This window comes from Streptomyces sp. NPDC050738, assembly GCF_040654175.1.
In the GTDB taxonomy this organism is placed as follows: domain Bacteria; phylum Actinomycetota; class Actinomycetes; order Streptomycetales; family Streptomycetaceae; genus Streptomyces.
This window is the reverse complement of sequence record NZ_JBFAHN010000003.1, coordinates 689996-715065: the sequence shown is the minus strand read 5'-3', so window position 1 is coordinate 715065 and position 25070 is coordinate 689996. Positions and strand designations below refer to the sequence as shown.

Below are 25070 nucleotides of genomic sequence, written 5' to 3'. Positions count from 1 at the left end.
GCGTCTACGCCCCGTACTTGGCGGTGTACTCCCGCGCGATCTCCAGGAACCCCGACTCCATCCACTGAGCCGCCACCAGCGTGCGCGGCAGCAGCGCGCGCTCCACGGTCGCCGCCCGGAACAGCAGCTCCACCGTGATGTCGTGGTCCGGCCGGTGTACGACCTCGATCGCATCCCCCGCCCGCAGCTCGCCCGGCTCGATCACCCGCAGCAGCGCCCCCGGCGCCCCCGCCTGCGTGAACCTGCGCACCCACCCCTTCTCCCCGACGTGCCCCTGGAAGGTCCGGCAGGGAATCCGCCCGCCCGTCACCTCGAGGACCACATCGGGCCCGACGCGCCAGCGCTCACCGATCAGAGCACCGCTCACCTCCACACCGGACGTCGTCAGGTTCTCGGCGAAGGAACCAGGAGGCAGCGGACGCCCCAACTCCCGCTCCCAGACGTCGAGGTCCTCACGCGCGAAGGCGTACGCGGCCCGGTCGTCACCCCCGTGGAACCGCAGATCGCAGACGTCGTCCCCCTCGACCCCGCTCGCACCCACACCGCTGGGCCCGGGGGAGAAGACCCGCACAGGCCCCTGCACCGGACGCTTGTCGACACCGCTCCTGCCGCTCTCGGCATCGGTGTAGTCGACGGAGGCAGCCCGCCCCACGTTCACAGAAAGAAGTTCCATAGCCATAGGCGCAGGCTAGACGGCCCCCCTCAAAGCCACCACGCATATTCTCCCGCCCGCCCCAAGATTCCCTTATGCTCGAAGCATGATCGAGGCCCGCCATCTCCGCGTCCTGCGCGCCGTCGCCGCCACGGGGTCCTTCTCCGCCGCCGCGCGCGAGCTGGGCTGCACCCAGCCGGCCGTCAGCCAGCAGATGAAGGCCCTCGAAGCCTCCACGGGCACCCCGCTCCTCATCCGTACGAGCCGCGAGATGCGCCTCACCCAGGCCGGCGAAGTCCTGGTGCGCCACGCGGCGGGCATCCTCGCGGGCCTCACCGCAGCCGAGGAGGAGGTCGCCGCGATCGCGGGCCTGCGCGCGGGCAGGGTCCGCCTGGTCTCCTTCCCCAGCGGCAGCTCCACGCTGGTCCCCACCGCCCTGGCCGCACTGCGCGCCGCCCACCCCGGCACCAGGGTCTCCCTGGTCGAGGCGGAGCCGCCGCGCTCGGTGGAGATGCTCCGTGAGGGCGACTGCGACGTGGCGCTGGCCTTCCGTTACGGGACGCCCACCGCCGAATGGGACGACCTGATCGTCCGGCCCCTGCTCACCGACCGCCTGGTCGGCCTGGTCCCCGAGGGGCACCGGCTCGCCGATGCGGGCACGGTCACCATCTCCGACCTGGCCGGCGAACCATGGATCGCGGGCTGCCCGCGCTGCCGCCGCCAGCTGGTCGAGGTCTGCGAGAGCGCCGGCTTCCAGCCCCGTATCGACTTCGCCACCGACGACTACCCGGCCGTCATCGGCCTGGTCGGCGCCGGCCTGGGCGTCGCGGTCCTGCCGGAGCTCGCGATCGAGTCCGTACGCCCCAAAGGTGCACGCACAGTGACCGTGGAGCCCGCGGTGCGGCGCGAGATCGTCGCGCTCACCCTGCCCGATCTGGCGCATGTGCCCGCGGTTGCGGCGACCCTCGACCAGCTCGGCCGGGCCGCCGCCCGCTGAGGCCCGCCGAGGGTCGCAGGAACGTTTCTGCGCGAATCGGGCGTCAGGCCCGGCCGGAGCCGGTGGTGCCCGCAGCCGAGATCAGCCGGTTCCTTGCCCGGCCCATGAGCTCTTCGCGCTCGTCCTCCGTGAGGCCGCCCCATACGCCGTACGGCTCGCGCACCTGAAGGGCGTGCGCGGCGCACTCGGCCCGTACGGGGCACCGCATGCAGACCTCTTTCGCGGAGTTCTCGCGGGCGCTGCGCGCAGCGCCCCGTTCACCCTCGGGGTGGAAGAAGAGGGAGCTGTCGACCCCTCGGCAGGCCGCGAGGAGCTGCCAGTCCCAGAGGTCGGCGTTGGGCCCGGGAAGGCGGGAAAAATCTGCCATTGCTTGTCCCCTTGAGGTCCGCTGAGATCCGTGAGGTACATCTACGGTGTAAGTAGATGTAAATATGACTCATTGCGAATCTAGTCACAGACACCAGCAAAATGGAAGAAAAGCCGCCAAATAGGGCATACCTCAATCCTGGATGTGGACGAGTTGTGATGCGCTCCTCCGCAATCGCTCACTCACGTAGAGTGCCGAAGGCGGTCGTCGGACCCGTAACTCTTTCGAGTGACCGTCGTTGAGTGTGGTGTGGCGGTTGAAACAACAAGCGTTCGGGCAGGTGTCCGAGGGTGTCGACCGCACAGGTGACGATTTGTATTCAGCCTGGAGGCTCAAGGTGACGCGCATCAGCTGCGGAGGGCGGCCATGACATCCGTCCTCGTCTGCGACGACTCCCCGCTTGCCCGAGAGGCGCTCCGCCGCGCGGTCGCGACCGTGCCCGGCGTCGAGCGCGTGACGACGGCCGCCAACGGCGAGGAAGTCCTCCGCCGCTGGGGTGCCGACCGTTCGGACCTGATTCTGATGGACGTACGCATGCCCGGTCTGGGCGGCGTCGAGACCGTGCGGAGGCTGCTCTCCGCGGACCCCGGCGCGCGGATCATCATGCTGACCGTCGCGGAGGATCTGGACGGTGTCGCGCTCGCGGTCGCCGCCGGTGCCCGCGGCTATCTGCACAAGGACGCCTCGCGTGCCGAACTGCGCGCGACGGTCACCCAGGCGCTCGCCGACCCGACGTGGCGGCTCGCTCCCCGGCGGCTGCGCTCGGCGGAGATGGGTGCGGCGCCCACGCTCACCGCGCGGGAGATCCAGGTGCTCGAAGGCATGAGCCACGGCCGTTCCAACGCCGAGATCGGCCGCGAACTGTTCCTCTCCGAGGACACGGTCAAGACGCACGCGCGCAGGCTCTTCAAGAAGCTCGGCGCCTCGGACCGCGCGCACGCCGTCGCGCTCGGTTTCCGCTGGGGTCTGGTGCGCTGAATGCGCTGGTGCGGGCGGTCGGCGTACCTCTTCGGAGGTGCGTCGGACGCCCGCACACCACGTTTCCCGCGCGATGCCGCATCCTTGAGGGTGTGGAGTTCCTCGGGAACGAGTCGAGCGAGCAGGGCCAGCGAGAGGGGAGGGCGCAGGAGATGAGTTCCGGCGCACCTGCTCATAACGCTTCAGTGCACAACTACGGACGCGGTGCAGCGGATGGTTCCGCGCCCGTGCACCATGGTCCGATGCGCGACGACGAGGCTGCGGGTGCCCAGGGGCCGATCGGTGCCCTCGTCCACCGTGCCGTCGAAGGCGACGAGCGGGCCACCCATGATCTTCTCGCGCACGTCCACCCCCTCGCGCTGCGTTACTGCCGCACCCGGCTCAGCCGGCTGCCCGGTGATGCTCGTCACTTCGTGGAGGACCTCGCGCAGGAGGTCTGCGTCGCCGTCCTGATGGCGCTGCCCCGCTACAAGGACACCGGACGTCCCTTCGAGGCCTTCGTCTTCGCGATCGCCACGCACAAGGTCGCCGATCTGCAGCGCGCGGCCATGCGCCACCCCGGTTCGACCGCGGTGCCCTCGGACGAGATGCCCGAGCGGCCCGATGATTCCCTGGGGCCTGAGGAGCGGGCGCTGCTCAGCAGCGACGCGGCATGGGCCAAAAAGCTCCTCGCCAATCTCCCCGACAACCAGCGCGAACTGCTGGTGCTACGGGTCGCCGTCGGTCTCACCGCGGAGGAGACCGGGCAGATGCTGGGCATGTCCCCGGGCGCGGTGCGGGTCGCACAGCACCGGGCGCTCAGTCGGCTGAGGGCCCTGGCCGAGCAGTAGCGAAGCCGTAGGAAGCTCCAGGATTCTTCTGTGATCTTGATCGTGGAATGTGACACCCCCGGAGCCCGTTAGCATGGACATCCGCACCGATCAAGGCCATTTGGGGAAGGTGTCATGACTGCATACGTCGACGGAGTGCCCGAGAAATTCGCGACGCTCGGGCTGACATACGACGACGTGCTGCTGCTGCCCGGCGCATCTGAAGTGCTGCCGAACGCGGTCGACACCTCGTCGCTCATCTCGCGGAACGTACGTGTGAACATCCCGCTGCTGTCCGCCGCGATGGACAAGGTGACCGAGGCCCGTATGGCCATCGCCATGGCCCGTCAGGGCGGCGTCGGCGTACTGCACCGCAATCTGTCGGTCGAGGACCAGGTCAACCAGGTCGACCTGGTGAAGCGGTCCGAGTCCGGCATGGTCACCGACCCGATCACGGTCAGCCCGGACACCAAGCTCGGCGAGGCCGACGCGCTCTGCGCCAAGTTCCGCATCAGCGGTGTCCCGGTCACCGACCCGTCGGGCAAGCTGCTCGGCATCGTCACCAACCGGGACATGGCCTTCGAGTCGGACCGCTCGCGCCAGGTGCGCGAGGTCATGACGCCGATGCCGCTGGTCACCGGTCGCGTCGGCATCTCCGGCGTGGACGCCATGCAGCTGCTGCGCCGCCACAAGATCGAGAAGCTTCCGCTGGTCGACGAGGCGGGCATCCTCAAGGGCCTCATCACGGTCAAGGACTTCAAGAAGGCCGAGCAGTACCCGAACGCGGCCAAGGACGCCGAGGGCCGTCTGCTCGTCGGCGCAGCCGTCGGCGCCAGCCCGGAGGCGCTCGACCGCGCCCAGGCGCTGGCCGGTGCGGGCGTGGACTTCCTGATCGTCGACACCTCGCACGGCCACAACAGCAACGCCCTCGACTGGATGGCGAAGATCAAGTCGGCCGTGGGCGTGGACGTCATCGGCGGCAACGTCGCGACCCGCGACGGCGCGCAGGCGCTGATCGACGCCGGAATGGACGCCGTCAAGGTCGGCGTGGGACCCGGTTCGATCTGCACCACCCGTGTGGTCGCCGGCATCGGCGTCCCGCAGGTCACCGCGATCTACGAGGCCGCGCTGGCCGCCCGTGCGGCGGGCGTCCCGGTCATCGGCGACGGCGGTCTGCAGTACTCCGGAGACATCGGCAAGGCGCTCGCCGCCGGTGCCGACAGCGTGATGCTGGGCTCGCTGCTCGCGGGCTGCGAGGAGTCCCCGGGCGAGCTGCAGTTCATCAACGGCAAGCAGTTCAAGTCGTACCGCGGCATGGGCTCGCTGGGCGCCATGCAGTCGCGCGGCCAGGGCCGCTCGTACTCGAAGGACCGCTACTTCCAGGGCGAGGTGTCCTCCGACGACAAGCTCGTCCCCGAAGGCATCGAGGGCCAGGTGCCCTACCGCGGCCCGCTCGCCAACGTGCTGCACCAGCTCGTCGGCGGACTGCGCCAGACGATGGGCTATGTGGGCGCCGCCTCGGTCGACGAGATGGAGTCCAAGGGCCGCTTCGTCCGGATCACCTCGGCGGGGCTCAAGGAGAGCCACCCGCACGACATCCAGATGACGGTCGAGGCGCCGAACTACACCAGGCGCTAGCAAGAAGTGACGTACGCGGAAGCCCGCGGGCCGGACGGCCCGCGGGCTTCCGCGCGCGCGTCGGGGATACTGGAACGGCAGACGTAGAGGGAAAGGCCACACATCGTGACTGAGATCGAGATCGGGCGCGGCAAGCGCGGCCGCAGGGCGTACGCGTTCGACGACATCGCCATCGTGCCGAGCCGGCGCACCCGGGACCCGAAGGAGGTCTCGATCGCCTGGCAGATCGACGCCTACCGCTTCGAGCTTCCGTTCCTGGCGGCCCCGATGGACTCGGTCGTGTCGCCGCAGACCGCGATCCGCATCGGCGAGATGGGCGGCCTGGGCGTACTGAACCTCGAGGGCCTGTGGACCCGGTACGAGGACCCGCAGCCGCTGCTCGACGAGATCGCCGAGGAGGTCGACGAGGAGAACGCGACGCGTCGCCTCCAGGAGATCTACGCGGCTCCGATCAAGGAAGAGCTGATCGGGCAGCGCATCAAGGAGGTGCGCGACTCGGGTGTGGTCACCGCCGCCGCACTGTCCCCGCAGCGCACCGCGCAGTTCTCCAAGGCCGTGGTGGACGCGGGCGTGGACATCTTCGTGATCCGCGGTACGACCGTTTCCGCCGAGCACGTCTCGGGTGCGGCCGAGCCGCTCAACCTGAAGCAGTTCATCTACGAGCTGGACGTCCCGGTGATCGTGGGCGGGTGCGCGACATACACCGCCGCCCTGCACCTGATGCGTACGGGCGCGGCCGGTGTGCTCGTCGGCTTCGGCGGCGGCGCCGCCCACACGACGCGCAACGTGCTCGGCATCCAGGTCCCGATGGCGACCGCCGTGGCCGATGTGGCCGCCGCGCGCCGGGACTACATGGACGAGTCCGGTGGCCGGTACGTGCACGTCATCGCGGACGGCGGCGTCGGCTGGTCCGGCGACCTCCCGAAGGCGATCGCCTGCGGCGCCGACTCGGTGATGATCGGCTCCCCGCTGGCCCGTGCCACGGATGCGCCCGGCAAGGGCCACCACTGGGGCATGGAGGCTGTGCACGAGGACGTACCGCGCGGAAAGCTCGTGGACCTGGGCATCGTCGGGACGACCGAGGAGATCCTGACCGGTCCCTCGCACACGCCGGACGGGTCGATGAACTTCTTCGGCGCGCTGCGGCGCTCGATGGCGACGACGGGCTACAGCGAGCTCAAGGAGTTCCAGCGCGTCGAGGTCACGGTGGCGGACGCGACGCACAAGCGCTGACGCTGTTCGGCTGCACGAAGGGCCCGCACCGCCGACTCGGCGGTGCGGGCCCTTCGTCGTGCGCGTACGACCGCGATCAGGAGCGGCGTCGCCCCATCGCGGCGGCCAGGCCCCAGGCGATCCCTGCGGCGAGCAGGACGCCGAGGACGGCGAGCAGGTGGTCGCCGGCGTCTCCGCCGGTGGCCCACCAGGCCTTGGCCGGGGTCATGGGGTTGTGCTTGAGGAAGAAGTCCCCGTTCGGGGCGTCGAGCATGATGCAGACGAACGCGTTGGTGAAGCCGAAGAAGGCGCCGAGCGCGGCGATGATCCCGGCGCCGACGTGGGCGCCGTTGCTCCGGCCGGCCACCATGCCGACCACCAGGCCGGTGAGCGCGCCGTTGATGACGGCGTGCCCGAAGTAGAGGCCGCGGACGGCGCTGTCCGAGTCCATGTCCTTGTACATGGCGAACCAGATGCCCGAGTAGATCGCAGCGATGACGAAGGAGGCCAGCAGGCCGAGGAAGAAGCCGCCCGCGGGGCTGCCGGAGCGGGGCTGCTGGGGGCCGCCGGGGTACGGCTGCTGCTGCGGGAAGCCGCCGGGGTAGGGCTGTTGCTGCTGCTGGGAGTAGCCCGGCTGCATCGGCTGCGGGGGCTGTTGCGGATACCCGTACGCCTGCTGCGGTGCCGCCGGCGGCATCTGCGGCGGTGCGGGCGGCTGGGCGGGGGCCTGGAGGTACGGGTTGGGGCTGGGGCTGGACTGGGGCTGCTGCGGCGGTTGCTGCGGCTGCTGCCAGGGCTGGCTCATGGCGTATCCCCCGAGGACAGGTAGTGGTGAGGAGCCAAGCTATCAATGGGGGCTGTGGGGACGGCAGTGCGCGGGCACGGCAAAGGGCCCGCGACGCCGGTGCGTTGCGGGCCCTTTGTGGTGGTGCGGGTCAGCCGTTGGCCTTCTTGGCGCCTGCGTACGCGCCGACCGCGCCCAGGGCGATGAAGACGTAGCGCATCGCACTCAGGACCTCGCTCCAGGCGTCGTTGAGGACGCCGAAGTGGGACGTGAAGATGTCCGTCACCGAGGGCGCGCCCGTCATGTCGGAGAGGGCCAGCGCGACGGCCACGAGCTGTCCGAAGTACGTGCCGGCCATGGAGAACACGGCGGCCCAGACGAACAGCCAGACGCTGCGTCCACCGACCTTGGACGCGGCGAGGCCGACGAGGAAGCCGAGGCCCACGGCCGCGTAACCGATCTCGCGGTCGATGGCGTTCGCGATGATTCCGTAGAGGATCGAACCGAACACCGCCACGGCGAAGGCGGCGAGGACGCCGCCCGCGAAGTTGGTGGGGCGGGCTGCCGGGGCCGGTGCGGGGACCGGGGCCGCCGGGAAGCCGAAGGCGCCCGGCTGCGGGGTGCCCTGCTGCGGGTCGGACGGCGGTGGTGTGGGCTGGCTCATGAAGGTCCCCCCCAGGGACAGAAACGCACTTGTGTGCGAGGTGTGAACGCCGCAGCGTACACGGTTTCAGAGGCGGTGCGCTGCGCCCGCCGGAGAGGCGCCCCTGGTGTCCAGGAGGAGCTGGGCCTTTACGGACAGGCCCTGGAGGTCGTACGTGCGGTGGTGCTGGAGCAGGACGGTCAGGTCGGCCGCGGCCGCGGCCTCGTAGAGGGAGTCCGCGCGGGGGACCGGGACCGTGTGGACGCGCCAGTCGGGGACGTGCGGGTCGTGATAGCTGACGGAGGCGCCGAGGTCCATCAGGCGGCGGGCGATCTCGGGGGCGGGGGAGCCCTCCTGGTCGGCGAGGTCCGGCTTGTAGGTGACGCCGAGCAGCAGGACGCGGGCGCCGCGGGCCGATTTGCCGTGCTCGTTGAGGAGGGTGGCGCAGCGCTGGACCGCGTACTGCGGCATACGGCTGTTGATGTCCTGGGCCAGGCCGACCATGCGCAGGGCGCCGGCTCCGGTGGGCGGGCGGTAGGAGGGGTCCATGGGGACGCCGTGGCCGCCGACGCCGGGGCCGGGGCGGAAGGGCTGGAAGCCGAAGGGCTTGGTCTCGGCGCAGCGGATGACGTCCCAGAGGTCGACGCCCATCTCGTGGCAGAGCACGGCCATTTCGTTGACCAGGGCGATGTTGACGTGGCGGTAGTTCGATTCGAGGAGCTTGGTCATCTCGGCCTCGCGCAGGCCCCGGGCGCGTACGACCTTGTCGGTGAGGCGGCCGTAGAAGGCGGCCGCCGATTCGGTGCAGGCGGGGGTGAGGCCGCCGATGACCTTGGGGGTGGAGGTGTACGTGTGGGCGCGGCTGCCGGGGTCCTGGCGGGTGGGGGAGTAGGCGAGGTGGAAGTCGCGGCCCGCGCGCAGGCCCGAACCTTCTTCGAGAAGGGGACGGAGGAATTCCTCGGTGGTGCCCGGGTAGACGGGGGATTCGAGGATGACGGTGGTGTGCGGGCGCAGCCGGGCGGCGAGCGCGCGGGCGGCGTCGCCGACATCGGTCAGGTCCAGGGCGCGGTCGGCGCCCAGGGGGGTGGGGGCGCAGATGACGGCGGTACGCACCCGGCCCAGTTCGGCCGGATCGGTGATGGGGCGGAAGCCGCCGGAGAGGAGGCGGCGGATGTCCGCGTGGTGGGTGCGGTCGGCGGCGAGCCCTGCGAGGCGGTGTGGGTCGGTGTCGTAGCCGATGGTGTCGATGCCGGTCGCTACGGCGGCCTGGGCGAGGGGGAGACCGAGGTGACCGAGTCCGATGACGGCGAGATCTGCGGGCATGGCGGTGGGCCGTCCTTCCCAATAGCCGGAGGGGGGTCATCGTGCAACCCCTGTGGACATCGCTATGTCAGGTTAGGAGTAAATATGACCGATATGCGGGATTGGGCCGGTCTGGGGTGTCCGAGTGTTACGCCGGGACCGCCGGGGTCGTCCCCCCGGGGGGTACAGCCACAGGAGGTGGCCGATGTCGGTGGGTACGGACAGAATCGTGGGTGTGCGGAAGTGAGCGGACCTGATCCGAGGCGGACCACCACCACCCCGATCTACGGGAGGCAGCAGTGAGGACAGCGACACTGGGACCCGAGGAGCGCGCGGCCGCGCTCGCCGGGATGGCCGAGCGGGAACTGGACGTGCTGGTCGTCGGCGCGGGGGTGGTGGGCGCGGGGACTGCGCTGGATGCCGCGACCCGGGGGCTCGCGACCGGGCTCGTGGAGGCGCGGGACTGGGCCTCGGGGACCTCCAGCCGGTCGAGCAAGCTGATCCACGGCGGGCTGCGCTATCTGGAGATGCTGGACTTCGCGCTGGTGCGGGAAGCGCTGAAGGAGCGCGGACTGCTGCTGGAGCGGCTGGCTCCGCATCTGGTGAAGCCGGTCGCCTTCCTCTATCCCTTGCAGCACAAGGGGTGGGAGCGGTGGTATGCGGGAAGCGGGGTGGCTCTGTACGACGCGATGTCGGTGTCGTCGGGTCATGGGCGCGGGCTGCCCACGCACCGGCACCTGACGCGCAAGCACGCGCTGCGGGTGGCGCCGGCGCTGAAGAAGGACGCGCTGGTGGGGGCGTTGCAGTACTACGACGCGCAGATGGACGACGCGCGCTATGTGGCGACGCTGGTGCGCACGGCCGCCCAGTACGGCGCGCTGGCGGCGAACCGGGCGCGGGTGATCGGGTTCCTGCGGGAGGGGGAGCGGGTCGTGGGCGCCCGGGTGAAGGACGTGGAGGCCGGCGGGGAGTACGAGATCCGGGCCAAGCAGGTCGTGAACGCGACCGGGGTGTGGACGGACGACACCCAGGCGCTGATCGGGGAGCGCGGGCAGTTCCATGTGCGGGCGTCCAAGGGGATCCACCTGGTGGTGCCCAAGGACCGGATCCATTCGACCACGGGGCTGATCCTGCGCACGGAGAAGTCCGTGCTGTTCGTGATCCCGTGGGGGCGGCACTGGATCGTGGGGACCACCGATACGGACTGGGACCTGGACAAGGCGCATCCCGCCGCATCCAGCGCGGACATCGACTATCTGCTGGAGCATGTGAACTCGGTGCTCGCGGTGCCGCTGACGCGGGACGACGTGCAGGGGGTGTACGCGGGGCTGCGGCCGCTGCTGGCCGGGGAGTCGGATGCCACCAGCAAGCTCTCGCGGGAGCACACGGTGGCGCATCCGGTGCCGGGGCTCGTCGTGGTGGCCGGCGGCAAGTACACGACGTACCGCGTGATGGCGAAGGACGCGGTGGACGAGGCCGTGCACGCGCTGGACCAGCGGGTCGCCGAGTGCGTCACGGAGAACGTGCCGCTGGTCGGGGCCGAGGGATACAACGCCCTGTGGAACGCGCGAGCGCGGATCGCGGTGCGGACGGGCCTCCATGTGGCGCGCGTCGAGCATCTGTTGAACCGCTACGGCTCGATGGTCGAGGAGGTCCTCGAGCTGATCGCGGGGGACCCGTCGCTGGGGGAGCCGCTGGGCGCCGCCGACGACTATCTGCGGGCCGAGGTGGTGTACGCGGCCTCGCACGAGGGGGCACGGCACCTCGACGACGTACTGACCCGGCGGACCCGGATCTCGATCGAGACCTTCGACCGCGGGACGCGCAGCGCACGGGAAGCCGCCGAGTTGATGGCGAAGGTGCTCGGCTGGGACAAGGAGCAGATCGAGAAGGAGGTCGAGCACTACGAGAAGCGGGTCGAGGCGGAGCGCGAGTCGCAGCGGCAGCCGGACGATCTGACGGCGGACGCGGCCCGGCTCGGGGCGCCCGACATCGTGCCGTTGGGGTAGGGGCGGACCCGCTCTGGGCGGACGCGGGGACTGTGGTGGCCCTGGGCGGCAGGGGAGTTGAGGGGCTCGTCCGGGGCCGGGGCGGCACGAAGGCGGCCGTCCAGGTGGGCGGCGCAGGAGGTGTTGAGGCCGGCGAGGGGGGTACGCGAAGTCGAAGCGTGGCGGGCGGGGCCGACACCGAAGAGGTTCGCCTGCCGGGCGGTTGCGCAGGGGATCGGACGGAAGGTGCGGCGGGCCGGGGCAGGGGCTCCGGTCGGGCCGGCAAGGGTGCGCGGACGGCGCCCATCAGGATCGGCGCGAGCGGAGCGGGGCGTGGATCCCGCACCGTGGACACGGGGCGGGGACCCCTTCGGGTGGGTCGGGTCCGGTGGATCAGGTGCATGATGACCCACCTTGGGATCGCTCCGGCGGGCGGCCGTGGACCCGGGGCCGTCATCGGTCGCGGAGTGAGAGACAATGGACGCTCTGCCAGGGCGGGTTGATCGCAGAGGGGACGCATGTCGGAGGCGGAGCAGGCGAAGGACACCGAGGGGCGTCTCCTGGCTGGGCGGTACCGGCTCGGAGAGGTGCTCGGCAAGGGCGGCATGGGCACGGTCTGGCGGGCCGTGGACGAGACGCTGGGCCGCACCGTCGCAGTGAAGGAACTGCGGTTCCCCTCAGCCATCGACGACGACGAGAAGCGCCGTCTCATCACGCGGACACTGCGCGAGGCGAAGGCGATCGCCCGGATTCGTAACAGCGGAGCCGTCACGGTCTACGACGTCGTGGACGAGGACGACCGGCCGTGGATCGTCATGGAGCTCGTCGAGGGCGGATCGCTCGCGGAACGGGTGCGCGAGGACGGGGTGCTGACGCCCCGGCGTGCCGCCGAAGTCGGTCTGGCCATCCTGGATGTGCTGCGGGCCGCGCACCGTGAGGGGATCCTGCACCGCGACGTGAAGCCGTCCAATGTGCTCATCGCCGAGGACGGACGGGTCGTGCTGACCGACTTCGGGATCGCCCAGGTCGAGGGCGACCCCTCGGTCACCTCGACCGGGATGCTGGTGGGAGCCCCCTCGTACATCTCGCCGGAGCGCGCCCGTGGGCACAAGCCGGGGCCGCCGGCCGACCTGTGGTCGCTGGGCGGGCTGTTGTACGCGAGCGTCGAGGGCGTGCCGCCGTACGACAAGGGGTCCGCGATCGCGACCCTGACCGCCGTGATGACCGAGCCGCTCGACCCGCCGAAGAACGCGGGCCCGCTGGAAGAGGTCATCTACGGACTGCTCGCCAAGGACCCGGACCAGCGTCTCGACGACAAGGGTGCGCGGGCGCTGCTGAGCGAGATCGTCAACGCGCCCGAGGCGGCGGAGAAGACGGCGGAGGTGCCTGCCGACGCGACGCGGGTGGTCCCGCTGCCGCCGGTTCCGGCGCCGAAGGCCGTACGGCCCGCGAAGCCCCCGAGGTCGGGCAAGTCGGCCAAGGAGACCGCCGATGCGGCCGCCGAGCGGCTGCGGAGCGCGCTGAAGTCCGTACGGAACGAGAAGGCGGCCCCTGCGCCTGCTCCCGGCGAGGCACCCGCGCGGCCCGCTCCTGTGCGGGCCCCGCTCACGGATGTCGTGCCGCGGCGCACGCTGGTGATCGCCGCGGTCGTCATAGTGCTTGCGGTGCTCGGGACGATACTGGCGCTCTCGCTCGGCGGGGACGACAAGGACAACCAGGGCAAGTCCACGGACGGCCAGTCGTCTTCGGGCGGCGCGACGGCCGGGAGCGACAGCAAGGGCAAGGGCAAGGACGCGGGCAAGGACACCGGCAAGGGCAAGGGCGGCACGGGCACCGGGCAGGGCAAGGACGACAGTTCCTCGACGCCCTCGCCCGAGAAGTCGGCCTCGGGGCAGCCGCCGATCGGACGTGAGCTGCCCGACGGGTATGTCATGCGGACCAACTCGCGTTTCCACTTCGCGATGGCCATGCCCGAGAACTTCAAGCTCATCAGCGTCGCGGGGGAGAGCTCGGGCGGGATATTCGGCACCGGCAGCGGTGAGTTCCCGCGCATACAGGTCGACTTCAACAAGGGGCCGACCGATGACGCCGCCTACGCCTGGCGCGAGCTGGAGGGCAACATAAAGGGCAGCTTCAACAACTACCGGCACATCTCCATCAAGCCGGTCTCCTACAACGGCTACCCGACCGTCGCGGACTGGCAGTTCGAGCGGCAGCAGAGCGGCCAGCAGGTGCGGGTGCTGGACCGCGGCTTCAAGGTGGACTCCAAGCACGGTTACGCGATCATGATCACCTGCAAGGCGGGCGAGTGGGACGGCCCCGCGTGCTCGACACTGCGCGATACGGCGTTCAGGACGTTCAGCCCCAAGGACTGAGCAAGGACACGTATCGTGAGAGCACGTGGACCGTACGCAGCCGCAATAGGCCGGTAAACGAACGAAATTGACCACTTCGTGCCGCTGGGGGGAGGCGACGTGGACGACTACTCGGGACGGGTGCTCGCCGACCGCTACCGGTTGCCGTTGCCGCCCTCCGATGCGTTCGAGCTGGTCGAGACCCGCGGTTTCGACACGTACAGCGGGCAGGAAGTGCTGGTGCGCCAGCTGCCGTTGCCCGAGGTGGTCGAGGCGGAGATGCTCGACGGGGGCGGAATTCCCGCACCCCGGCAGGGCTTCGGGCCGGGACGCACCACGCTGCGGGCGGCCGATCCTGTCGTACGCCGTGCCATCGAGGCCGCCGAGGCGGCCGCCCGGATCCCCGACCACCCCCGGCTCGACCAGGTCTTCGACGTCTTCGCCGAGGGCGGCTCGCTGTGGATCGTGAGCGAACTGGTCGCCGCACGGCCGCTCGCGGCGCTCCTCGCCGAGCGTCCGCTGAATCCCTACCGGGCCGCCGAGATCGCCTCCGACGTGCTGACCGCCTTACGGGCACTGCACGTTCACGGCTGGACCCATCGGAACATCACCGCCCGCACCGTGCTGGTCTGTGACGACGGGCGCGTGGTGCTCACCGGGCTCGCATCGGGCGCGGCCGAGGAAGCGCTGTGCGGATACGACCCCGTCCCGCCGGCCGAGGACGCGGAAGCGGGCGCCGACGAGGGCGCAGGTGAGTACGCGGGCGACGGCACGGCCGGTGTCGCCGCCGGGCAGACCGCGCCGGCTCGGCCCGTCGAGCAGCAGGCCGGCGGCGACCCCCGCGCCGCGCGCGCCGGCGCCATAGCCGCGTACCGCGCGGGCGCCCGCGCCGCCGCACGGGCCGCGGAGGCGACCGCTGCCCTGCCGCCCGGATACGGAGCCGGCGCGGGCAGCCCGTACGCCCCCGCGGACACCGCGCAACCCGACCTGCCCCCGCCCCCGCGCCGCGCCGAACTGGCCGGCAGCTGGAGCGAGGAGGCGCGCGGCGGCGGCAGCGGCCAGAGCACAGGCAGCTGGCACGGGGCCTCCCCCCGCTCCGGAGTCGGCGACGGGATGCACGCCGACGAGCTGCGGCAGGCGACAGGACCCGGGGCGCAGCCCAGGCCGGACACCGCCGCGCCCACCGGCCGTTGGGACGAGCCGGAGGCCGCCGGCAGGCCGCTGCCCCACCGCGGCCCGGCCACCCCCCTGGCCGCGGAGCGCGCCAGGCAGGCGCGGATCACCATGGTCGGGGCCGTCACCGAACGGTGGGCGCCCGAACAGGCAGGCCCCGTACACGAGAACTGGCAGCTGGCCGCGCCCGTCGGTCCCGCGACCGACCTGTGGGCGCTCGGCGCGCTGCTGTACCGGGCCGTACAGGGGCACGCCCCCTACCCCGAGGAGAGCGCAGCCGAGCTCGTACAACTGGTCTGTGCCGAGCCGCCCGCCTTCGCCGAGGAGTGCGGTCCGCTGCGCCCGGTCGTCGAGTCGCTCCTGCGCCAGGACCCCACCGAGCGCCCGGACGTCGAGGAGCTCCGAGGCTGGCTGCGCTCGCTCGTCAGGTCGGCGCCCGAACCGGACGCGGGACAGCAGATCGTGCCGCTGCCCGCCGCCGACGCGACGAAGCTCCCGATCGTGCGTCGCCGGGGCGAGGTCGTCCGCAGAAAGCGCACCTCGCGCGCGCCGGCGGTGAGCGCGCACGGGCGCCACCGTCAGCAGCACGGCAGGCAGAAGCAGCGGCAGAAGCCGCAGCACAAGCCGCGTTCGCTGGGGCGGATCCTGCTCGTGGTCGTCCTCGTCGTGCTGATCGCGGCCCTGGTGTACGCGGTGAAGTTCATGCCCAAGTCCGACGACGGGCAGCAGAAGGTGGGCAGCGCTCCCGCCCCCAAACCCAGCCCCAGTGCGCCCGCCGACGGGAGTTCGCCCTCGAAGAGCTCCCCGCCGGCGAGCAGAACCCCGCCGCAGAACACCCCGTCCACCGAGGGCGGCGCGCACCTCCCCGCCGGGTACGCGATGCGCAACGACCCCGCAGGATTCCGGATAGCCGTCGACAGGACATGGACGCGGCGCTCCGCCAATTCCAACGGGCAGATCCGCTACCTCGGCGGCGACTTCGAGCTGGTCGTGGTGCCCGGCCGCGACACCGTCAAGGGCGCGGGCAGCGACCCGATGGCGTACCAGAACAACAAGGAGCGCGAACTGCAGCCCTTCCGCGACTCCTCCTGGTCCCAGGCGAGCGGGCTGCGCCGCATCGACGTGGGCCAGCAGGCCATGGCGGAGGGCCAGTTCAGCTGGCAGGACAGCAGCGGGCGCCAGGTGTACGTCCGCAACCTCGCCATGATCATCGACGGCAAGTACCACATTGTGCAGGTCATCGGCCCCGACGCGCAGCGGGACAAAGTCACCGAGATCTACCAGCAGGCGAGCACCACTTACCGCGCAGGCGGCTGAACCCCGCCTGATTCCCGCCTGATTCCCGGCCGATTTCCGGCCGCCGCAAGCGTCACAGTGCGGTATCACAGCCCCACCCGAGGTTCCATGGTCGAACGCGCCTCCGTAATCTGGCCTTCGAGGAACGGGGCAAGGGCGCGTGGAACACACTCGGAACACGAACACCGGACACACCGAAAGCGCCGATCTGCTGCTCGCCGGGCGTTATCGGCTGGGCGAGCTGATCGGCCGCGGGGGCATGGGCAAGGTCTGGCGTGCCCACGACGAGGTGCTGCACCGGACGGTCGCCGTAAAGGAGCTGACGGCGGGTCTGTTCGTATCGGAGGCCGACCGCACGGTTCTGCACGCGCGCACGCAGAAGGAGGCGCGGGCCGCCGCCCGTATCAACCACCCGGGTGTCGTCACCGTCCATGACGTCATTCCGTACGACGACCGCCCGTGGATCGTCATGGAGTACGTCGACGGCCCGTCGCTCGCCGACGTCGCCAAGGAGGCCGGGGCCCTCGCCCCGCGCGAAGCCGCCCGTATCGGGCTGCACGTCCTGGGCGCGCTGCGCGCCGCGCACGCCGCGGGGGTGCTGCACCGCGACGTCAAGCCGGGAAACATCCTGCTCGCGCGCGACGGCCGGGTCCTGATCACCGACTTCGGGATCGCCGCGATCGAGGGCGACTCGGAGATCACTCGTACCGGCGAGATCGTCGGCTCCATCGACTACCTCGCCCCCGAACGCGTCCAGGGCGAGGCCCCAGGACCGGCCTCGGACCTCTTCTCGCTCGGCGCCACGCTCTACACGGCGGTCGAGGAGCGCTCGCCCTTCCGCCGTACGTCACCGATCTCCACCCTCCAGGCCGTGGTCAACGAGGAACCCCCGCCGCCGGAGCAGGCAGGCGCGCTCGCCCCCGTCATCACCGCCCTCCTCCGCAAGGACCCGGCGGACCGGCCGAGCGCCGCCGAGACCGAGCGGATGCTGCTCGACGCGATGGAGGGCCGGGCACCCAAGCAGGCGCAGGCGTACGTCCCCACGCAGAACGTGCCCAAGGAGCTCCTGGAGGGTGCGACCGCCCAACTGCCGCCCTCCGCACCGCCGGCCTTCGCCCCCTCGGCACCCGACCGCAAGCGCCACCCCTGGCGCACGGCCGCGCTGGTCGTGGTGCTCGCGGCGCTGGTGGGCGGCGGTGTCGGCTACGGAGTGATGCACCTCCGCGGCGACAAGGGCGAGGCGGGCGGGAAGCAGGGCACGCACACCAGCTCTGCGACCACCCCGGGGAAGTCCACCGGCCCGAAGAAGACGCCGCCCGCGAAGAACCCCGACGGCCTCCCGAACGGCTGGCACAAGGCCAAGGACCCGGTCGGCGTCACCCTCGCCGTGCCGGACGGCTGGACGCGGCAGACGGACGGCGAGCAGATCGACTACACCCCGGACAACGGTGCCCACCGCATCCGGATCAGCGTCGACCATGCGCCGGACTTCTCCAATCCGTACCGGCACATGATCAATATGGAGCCCCAGCTGGGCCGCCTGCCGGAGTACGACCGGCTCTCCCTGCACCAGAACACCTTCCGCGACCAGCCCGCCGCGCTCTGGGAGTTCACCTGGACCGAGACCAAGGACCACCCGGGCAAGCGCCGCGCGATCGACCAGATGTACACCGTCGACGACGGCCGCGTGGAGTACGCGATCTATATGTCGAGCCCGGTGAAGGACTGGCCGAAGACGCGTGCCCAGTTCGACATCGTCCTGCGGTACTGGCAGCCCAACTAGCCGTCTCGGGCTTCACTTCTGTAGTGCGGAATGATGGGGTGCAGGGCAATGTCCGGGGGAGCGGTTATGTCACACGAGTCACACGAGTCGCACAACAGCCGTCTGATTGCCGGGCGTTACCGCATCGGCAGCCGAATCGGCCGCGGCGGCATGGGCACGGTGTGGCGGGCGACCGACGAATTGCTCGGGCGTGAGGTCGCCGTCAAGGAGCTCCATCTCGATTCGGGCGAGGCCGCCGCGTCCGCTCTGCGCGAGGCGCGGGTGGTCGCCCAGATCAAGCATCCGCATGTGATCGGCGTCCATGACGTGGTGGTCATCGAGGGTGAAAGCCCTTATATCGTCATGGAGTTGGTGCTCGGCGGCTCGCTCGCCGACCGGCTCTCCGCGCAGGGGCCCTTCGCGCCCGCCGAGGCCGCCCGTATCGGAATCGACCTGCTGGGCGCGCTCGCCGCCGCCCATGCGCGCGGCGTGCTGCACCGCGACATCAAGCCCGCCAACGTCCTCATCGAGGAGGACGGCCGGGCCGTCCTCACCGACTTCGGGATCGCGCAGCTCTCCGGCTCGACGACGATCAGCTCGACCGGCGCGTTCGTCGGCTCGCCCGAATACACCGCCCCCGAGCGGATGCAGGGCGGCCGGACCGGGCCCGCCTCCGACCTCTGGTCGCTGGGTGTGCTGCTCTGTACGGCACTGAGCGGCAAGTCCCCGTTCCACCGCGACTCCCTGGGCGGGGTGTTGCACGCGGTCGTCAACGACGAGATCCGGCCGCCCGAGGCGGCGGGGCCGCTGCTCCCTGTCGTACAGGGGCTGCTGGAGCGTGACCCGGAGCGCAGGCTCGGTGCGGCGGAGGCGGTGCGGCTGCTGAACGCGTATCTGGCGACGGGGGCGGTGCCTGCGACCGCAGCCCAGGCCCAGGCCCAGACCCCGACCCAGACCGTGACGTCGGCCCCGACCTCGGCCCCGGCGCCGACCTCGACGTCGTACGTGCTGGCGCCGCCCGAGGCCACCGCCCCGGCGTCGTCATCGACGCCGCGCAAGCGCAGACGCCGGATCGCCGTGACCGTGGTGGCGGCGGTGCTGGTGGGGGCCGGGATCGCCGCAGCGGCTCTGAGTTCGAGTTTCGGCGGCGACGGCGACAGTCACACGGACGGGAAGTCCACCCAGAGCCAAGCACCTGCCGGGACGCCGACCCCGACCCCGACGCCGAGCCCGACTCCGAGCCCGAAGACGACGACGCTCTCCTCTCCGCCCCCGTCCGCCGCCCCGTCCCCCGAACCGAGCCGCACGGTCCCCACCGGCGGCTACCGCACGGTCACCGACCGGACAGGCTTCACGGTCACGGTCCCCGCGGACAGCGTCCGTTCCACCGACGGCAAGCGCGTCTTCTACAAGACCCCGGGCGAGGTCTTCCGTATCGGCGTCCTCGATCAGGGGAAGACCGACACCAGCCCGCTCGAACTGACGCGCTTCGAGGACAGCGGTGGCCCCGACGCCAACCCCGGTTACCGCGACAACAAGGTCACCTCGACCACCCACAACGGATTTCCCGCCGCCACCCTTGAGTTCACCTGGGACGGCTTCAGCGAGGCCGAAGGCCCGCGCAGGACCTTCGAACTCTGCTGGGCGGAGAACGGCCGCACGTACAACGTCTGGGTCTCGGCCCCCGTGAGCAAGGCCGCCGATGCGAAGCGGTACTTCGACACCGCCGTCGGATCCTTCGTCGTTTCAGGCTGAGTCGACGGCGGACTCGACGGCTTGGCTGTCGGCCGAGATGGTGGCCGAGTTGTCACGGGTCTGTATCCCCTCGCCGCTCACAGTGGTGTTCGCAGACCACGACCCGTAAAGATGGCCCCATGACCAACGATGGGGGACGGGCCAACGAGCCCACGAGTTACGGCCTTCGCCCGCCGGAGCCGAACGGCGCCCAGGTGCCTCCGCAGAGCAGCACCCCGTACGAGGCGACCCAAGTGGCGCCCACGCCCCAGGACCCGTCCGCAGGCCGTCTGATCGGCGGCCGCTACCGCCTCCTGTCGCGCCTCGGTCACGGCGGCATGGGCACGGTCTGGCGGGCGCACGACGAGGTCGTGGACCGCGATGTGGCCATCAAGGAACCCCAGGTCCCCGAGAGCCTTCCCGCCCGCGAACGCGAGAACGTCTATCTGCGCATGCAGCGCGAGGCCCGCGCCGCCGCCCGTATCGACCACCCCTCCGTCGTGACGATGCACGACGTGGTCATCGAGGACGCCAAGCCCTGGATCGTCATGGAGCTGGTGCGCGGCCACTCCCTCGGCGACCGCCTCCAGGAAGGCACCCTGGACGTCACCGAAGCCGCCCGCATCGGCCTCGCCGTCCTCGGCGCGCTCACCGCCGCGCACGAAGCAGGCGTACTGCACCGCGACGTCAAGCCCGACAACGTCCTTCTGGGCCGCGGCGACCGCGTCGTCCTCACCGACTTCGGCATCGCGCAGGTCGAGGGCGAGCAGGGTCTCACCGAGACCGGCGCGTTCGTCGGGTCCCCCGAATTCATCGCCCCTGAGCGGGTGTTGGGCCAGCGTCCGGGCCCCGAGTCGGACCTCTGGTCGCTCGGCGTCGTCCTGTACGCGGCGGTCGAGGGCATGTCCCCGTACCGGCGCTCGCACGTCCCCTCCACCCTCCAGGCCGTGCTCTCGGCCGAGCCGCAGATGCCCGCCCGCGGCTCCGGCGCCTTCGGCACTCTGGTCATGCGGCTGCTCCGCAAGAACCCGGCGGAGCGACCGAGCACCGCCGAGATCCGCGAGACCCTCGAATCGGTGGCGCGCCCGCCGGCCGCGGCCGCGCTCGCAGCGACACAGGTGTACGGAGGAGCCGGCGGGGCGACGGGCGCCACCGGTATGACGGCCCTCTGGGTCCCGCCCGTCCTGCACCGCAACCGCAAGGCCCAGTACGGACTGGGCGCGGCCGTCCTCGCGATCGCCGTCGCCCTCGTCCTGATCTTCGCCAACCCCTTCGGCGGCGGTGGGACCCCGGGCGGCTTCCTGGTGCGCCCGGAGAGCGAGGTGCTCAAGGCGGACATCGCCGTGCCCAAGGACTACAGGCGCGTGCAGGACACCAGCGATCCCAACATCACGTACTACGACCCCAGCGATGTCTTCTCCGTCTACGTGGAGCGGGTCGACACGGCGGTGACCAAGGACGCGATGGGCCCCGAGGGCGAGACCTGGAAGGCCTTCTACGAGAAGGGCGGCCGCAACGGCACGGACATCGGCAAGGCCACGGTGGACCTCAAGAAGGTCAAGCACCAGGGCCACGACGCCTCCGAGCTGATCACCGACTTCGACAACTACTCGACCTCCGGCGACAACCCGGTCCCGCACCGTTTCCACGAGCTCATCGTCCCCGGCAAGACGGGCACCACGGTCTACTGGCGGCTGCGCGTCACCGGCCCCGCCGAGGGATGGGCCGCGAAGGAGGGCGACAAGCTCTTCTCCGAGGTCGTCGCGAACTTCGACATCGACGAATTGTGACAGCCCGGTGGTGACCCCGATGGCGGGACAAGCCCCTGATCAGGGCTTATCCCGCCATTGATCACTGGCGCGTTTTGTGGGGACCCTGAAAACCTATTACCAGTGGGTACCCAAAGCCTCCACCGAGGCATAACCTCGCCCCATGACGGACTCGCAGGCTGCCCTCGGCACCAACCCGACAGCTCCCGCACCCGCAGGTGCACGCACCGCGGCCGACGTGGTCACCCCGGAGGTGGTCGCCCAGCTCACGCGCGGTGTCGTCGGCAGCGGCCGTACGGTCAACCACACCCCCTTCACCGGGGAGAAGCTGGCCGACCTGCCCGAGTCCACCCCCGAGGACGTGGCGACGGCCTTCGACCGCGCCCGCGCCGCGCAGGCCGTCTGGGCGGCCACGCCCGTCCGCACCCGCGCCGCCGTCCTGCTGCGCTTCCACGACCTGGTGCTCGCCCGCCAGTCGGAGGTCCTCGACCTCATCCAGCTGGAGACCGGCAAGGCCCGCCTGCACGCGCACGAAGAGGTCCAGGCGGTCGTCGTCTCCGCCCGCCACTACGGCCGCAAGGCCTCGTCCTACCTCAAGCCGAAGGGCCACACGGGCGCGGTCCCCACCCTCACCAAGGTCACCGAGCTGCGTCAGCCGCGCGGTGTCGTCGGCCAGATCGCCCCCTGGAACTACCCCTTCGAGCTCTCGGTCGGCGACGCGCTCCCGGCCTTCGTCTCCGGCAACGCGGTCGTGATGAAGCCCGACACCGAGACGGCGCTGACCGCCCTGTGGGCGCGCGACCTGCTCATCGAGGCGGGTCTGCCGCCCGAGGTCTTCCAGGTCGTCCTGGGTGAAGGCCCGGTCGTGGGGCCCGAGTTGGTCAAGCACGCGGACTACGTCTCCTTCACCGGTTCCACCCGCACGGGCCGCGAGGTCGCGCAGGGCGCGGCCGCCCGCCTGGTCGGCGTATCCCTCGAACTCGGCGGCAAGAACGCCATGCTCGTCCTCGCGGATGCCGACATCGAGAAGGCGGCGGCCGGCGCGGTCCGCGCCTGCTACTCCTCGGCCGGTCAGCTCTGCATCTCCATCGAACGGCTGTACGTCCACGAGTCGATCGCCGACGAGTTCGTCGAGCGTTTCGCCGCACGCACCAAGGCGATGCGCCTGGGCACCTCGCTCTCGTACGGCGCCGACATGGGATCCCTCGTCGGCGAACGCCAGTTGGCGGCCGTCAAGGGCCACGTCGAGGAAGCGGTCGCCAAGGGCGCGAAGCTGGTCGCGGGCGGTGTGCACCGCACCGACATCGGCCCGCTCTTCTACGAGCCGACGATCCTCGAAGGCGTCGAGGCGCCGATGGCGGTCTGCACCGAGGAGACCTTCGGCCCGGTCGTCTCGATCTACCGCTTCTCCGACGAGGACAAGGCGATCGAGGAGGCCAACGGCACGCCGTACGGCCTGAATTCGAGCGTCTGGACCAAGAACGCCAAGCGCGGTCACGCGGTCGCCGCCCGCCTCCAGACCGGCACGGTCAACATCAACGAGGGGTACGCGCCCGCCTACGGCAGCGTGCAGTCCCCGATGGGCGGCATGAAGCAGTCGGGCCTCGGCCGCCGGCACGGTTCCGAGGGCATCCTCAAGTACACCGAGGCGCAGACGGTCGCCCACCAGCGGATCATGCCGATGGCGCCGTCCTTCGGGATGACGGACGAGAAGTACGCGGCGTTCATGACCCGCAGCCTGAAGGCAATGAAGGCCTTGCGCCTCCGCTAATTCTGTGATCGAGGAGAGTCAATGTCCCAGGAGAGCTCTGCCCAGAACGAGGCGGCGGCCGATGACGACGCCGAGTACGACTACGACGTACTGATCGTCGGCTCCGGCTTCGGCGGCTCGGTCTCCGCGCTGCGGCTGACCGAGAAGGGCTACCGGGTCGGCGTCCTGGAGGCGGGCCGCCGCTTCACCCCCGGCACCCTCCCCAAGAACTCCTGGGACCTGAAGAACTACCTCTGGGCCCCGGCGCTCGGCCTGTACGGCATCCAGCGCGTGCACCTCCTCGGCAACGTCATGGTGCTCGCGGGCGCGGGCGTCGGCGGCGGATCGCTGAACTACGCCAACACCCTCTACGTCCCGCCGGAGCCCTTCTTCAAGGACCGCCAGTGGGCGTCGATCACCGACTGGCAGGCGGAGCTCTCCCCGTACTACGACCAGGCGAAGCGGATGCTGGGCGTACGCCTCAACCCGACGATGACCCCCTCCGACGTGCACCTGAAGGCGACGGCGCAGGAGATGGGGGTCGGCGACAGCTTCCACATGGCGCCGGTGGGGGTCTTCTTCGGCGACGGAAAAGACTCTGACGGTACGTCAAAGGCCAAGCCGGGAGCGGCAGTCGATGACCCGTACTTCGGCGGCGCGGGCCCGACCCGCAAGGCCTGCACCGAGTGCGGCGAGTGCATGACGGGCTGCCGCCACGGCGCGAAGAACACCCTCAACGAGAACTACCTCTACCTCGCCGAGAAGGCGGGCGCGGTGATCCACCCCCTCACCTCGGTCACCGCGATCGCCGACCACACCGATGGCGGCTACACGGTCACCACCGTCCCCACGGACAAGAAGAAGTCCACCCCGCGCGTGCTTCGCGCCCGCCAGGTGATCGTGGCGGCAGGCACGTACGGCACGCAGACCCTGCTCCACACGATGAAGGACACGGGCGGCCTCCCGCGCATCTCCGCCAAGCTCGGTGAACTGACCCGCACCAACTCCGAGGCGCTGGTGGGCTCCCAGACGACGGACCGCCGCTACGCCAGGAAACACGGCAAGGCGAAGGCCGACTTCTGGCGCGGCGTGGCCATCACCTCCTCCATCCACCCGGACGAGGACACCCACATCGAGCCGGTCCGCTACGGCAAGGGCTCGAACGCGATGGGCCTGATGACCATCCTCCAGGTCCCCTACAGCGCGAACCGGGTACGCGGCTGGCTGGGCGGCGCCGCCAAGCACCCGCTCCTGATGGTGCGTTCGCTCTCCAACCGCCGCTGGTCGGAGCGCACGATCATCGGCCTGGTCATGCAGTCCCTGGACAACTCCCTGACGACGTACCGCAAGCCGGGCGGCGTAGGAAAGGGCCTGCTCACGGCCAAGCAGGGCCACGGCGCCCCGAACCCGAACCAGATCGAGGCGGCCACACGCGCGGCGACCCTGATGGCCAAGGAGATCAACGGCTTCGCGGGCTCGAACGTCGGCGAGCTGATGGGCACCCCGCTCACCGCCCACTTCCTGGGCGGCTGCCCGATCGGCGCGACCCCGGAGGAGGGCGTGATCGACCCGTACCACCGGCTCTACGGCCACCCCGGCATCTCGGTGGTGGACGGCTCTGCGGTCTCCGCGAACCTGGGCGTGAACCCGTCCCTGACGATCACCGCACAGGCGGAGCGCGCGATGTCGTTCTGGCCGAACAAGGGCGAGGCGGACAAGCGGCCGTCGCAGGGAGAGGCGTACGAGCGCCTGGCGGCGGTGGAGCCGGTGTCGCCCGCGGTCCCGGCGGAGGCTTTCGGAGCGCTGAAGCTCCCGTTCGTAGCGATCCCGCCGATCCCGCCGAAGAAGTAACCCGCGAGCGG

Annotated in this window: 18 protein-coding genes; 13 read left to right on the top strand and 5 right to left on the bottom strand. The window is 70.8% G+C overall.

From position 1 onward, the window contains the following. Positions 1-4: 4 nt before the first annotated feature. The gene (locus AB0H78_RS11475) at positions 5-673 is read right to left on the bottom strand and encodes an MOSC domain-containing protein (RefSeq protein WP_363234128.1); all 669 of its coding nucleotides are present in this window, start codon (positions 671-673) and stop codon (positions 5-7) included. A gap of 85 nt (positions 674-758) precedes the next feature. Here AB0H78_RS11475 and AB0H78_RS11470 point away from each other — a divergent pair, with 85 nt between their 5' ends. Next, a complete protein-coding gene (locus AB0H78_RS11470) occupies positions 759-1649 on the top strand; it encodes a LysR family transcriptional regulator (RefSeq protein WP_363234051.1) in 891 nt (296 codons plus the stop codon). A 43-nt stretch (positions 1650-1692) separates the two neighbouring features. Here the strand turns inward: AB0H78_RS11470 and AB0H78_RS11465 are convergent, their stop codons facing one another. Next, entirely contained in the window at positions 1693-2016 is a 324-nt protein-coding gene (locus AB0H78_RS11465; protein ID WP_363234050.1) for a WhiB family transcriptional regulator, read from the bottom strand. Between the two features lie 366 nt (positions 2017-2382). Here AB0H78_RS11465 and AB0H78_RS11460 point away from each other — a divergent pair, with 366 nt between their 5' ends. The 4 genes from AB0H78_RS11460 to AB0H78_RS11445 all read left to right on the top strand — a co-directional run bounded on the left by AB0H78_RS11460 (position 2383) and on the right by AB0H78_RS11445 (position 6674). After that, the gene (locus tag AB0H78_RS11460) at positions 2383-2994 is read left to right on the top strand and encodes a response regulator transcription factor (RefSeq protein ID WP_003948568.1); all 612 of its coding nucleotides are present in this window, start codon (positions 2383-2385) and stop codon (positions 2992-2994) included. 242 nt (positions 2995-3236) lie between these two features. Beyond that, positions 3237-3824, top strand: coding sequence for a sigma-70 family RNA polymerase sigma factor (locus tag AB0H78_RS11455; RefSeq protein WP_363234049.1), 588 nt, complete (start codon positions 3237-3239; stop codon positions 3822-3824). 114 nt (positions 3825-3938) lie between these two features. Continuing rightward, positions 3939-5441, top strand: a complete 1503-nt coding sequence (gene guaB / locus AB0H78_RS11450; RefSeq protein WP_363234048.1) for an IMP dehydrogenase — start codon at positions 3939-3941, stop codon at positions 5439-5441. Between the two features lie 105 nt (positions 5442-5546). After that, positions 5547-6674 (top strand): GuaB3 family IMP dehydrogenase-related protein, encoded by a 1128-nt coding sequence (locus tag AB0H78_RS11445; RefSeq protein ID WP_363234047.1) that lies wholly within the window; start codon positions 5547-5549, stop codon positions 6672-6674. Between the two features lie 76 nt (positions 6675-6750). On the opposite strand, the gene AB0H78_RS11440 is transcribed toward AB0H78_RS11445, so the two are convergent. From AB0H78_RS11440 to AB0H78_RS11430, 3 genes are all read right to left on the bottom strand, one after another. Further along, positions 6751-7458, bottom strand: a complete 708-nt coding sequence (locus tag AB0H78_RS11440) for a hypothetical protein (RefSeq protein ID WP_363234046.1) — start codon at positions 7456-7458, stop codon at positions 6751-6753. A gap of 130 nt (positions 7459-7588) precedes the next feature. Then, entirely contained in the window at positions 7589-8101 is a 513-nt protein-coding gene (locus AB0H78_RS11435) for a hypothetical protein (protein ID WP_363234045.1), read from the bottom strand. 66 nt (positions 8102-8167) lie between these two features. Continuing rightward, complete coding sequence (locus AB0H78_RS11430; protein WP_363234044.1) at positions 8168-9403, bottom strand: nucleotide sugar dehydrogenase; 1236 nt, start codon at positions 9401-9403, stop codon at positions 8168-8170. A gap of 278 nt (positions 9404-9681) precedes the next feature. Between AB0H78_RS11430 and AB0H78_RS11425 the strand changes: the two genes are divergently transcribed. The 8 genes from AB0H78_RS11425 to AB0H78_RS11390 all read left to right on the top strand — a co-directional run bounded on the left by AB0H78_RS11425 (position 9682) and on the right by AB0H78_RS11390 (position 25059). Next, positions 9682-11391 carry a glycerol-3-phosphate dehydrogenase/oxidase gene (locus tag AB0H78_RS11425; protein ID WP_363234043.1) on the top strand — a complete coding sequence of 570 codons (1710 nt, stop codon included), beginning with the start codon at positions 9682-9684 and terminating at the stop codon, positions 11389-11391. 497 nt (positions 11392-11888) lie between these two features. Beyond that, entirely contained in the window at positions 11889-13745 is a 1857-nt protein-coding gene (locus AB0H78_RS11420) for a serine/threonine-protein kinase (protein ID WP_363234042.1), read from the top strand. A gap of 99 nt (positions 13746-13844) precedes the next feature. Then, complete coding sequence (locus AB0H78_RS11415) at positions 13845-16214, top strand: protein kinase (RefSeq protein WP_363234041.1); 2370 nt, start codon at positions 13845-13847, stop codon at positions 16212-16214. 139 nt (positions 16215-16353) lie between these two features. Continuing rightward, positions 16354-17976 carry a serine/threonine-protein kinase gene (locus tag AB0H78_RS11410; RefSeq protein WP_363234040.1) on the top strand — a complete coding sequence of 541 codons (1623 nt, stop codon included), beginning with the start codon at positions 16354-16356 and terminating at the stop codon, positions 17974-17976. A 66-nt stretch (positions 17977-18042) separates the two neighbouring features. Beyond that, positions 18043-19710, top strand: coding sequence for a serine/threonine-protein kinase (locus tag AB0H78_RS11405; protein ID WP_363234039.1), 1668 nt, complete (start codon positions 18043-18045; stop codon positions 19708-19710). Between the two features lie 119 nt (positions 19711-19829). Continuing rightward, positions 19830-21479, top strand: a complete 1650-nt coding sequence (locus tag AB0H78_RS11400) for a serine/threonine-protein kinase (protein WP_363234038.1) — start codon at positions 19830-19832, stop codon at positions 21477-21479. A gap of 142 nt (positions 21480-21621) precedes the next feature. Then, positions 21622-23229, top strand: a complete 1608-nt coding sequence (locus tag AB0H78_RS11395) for a succinic semialdehyde dehydrogenase (protein WP_363234037.1) — start codon at positions 21622-21624, stop codon at positions 23227-23229. Positions 23230-23250: 21 nt separating this feature from the next. Then, a complete protein-coding gene (locus tag AB0H78_RS11390; RefSeq protein ID WP_363234036.1) occupies positions 23251-25059 on the top strand; it encodes a GMC family oxidoreductase in 1809 nt (602 codons plus the stop codon). The last annotated feature ends 11 nt before the right edge of the window (positions 25060-25070 follow it).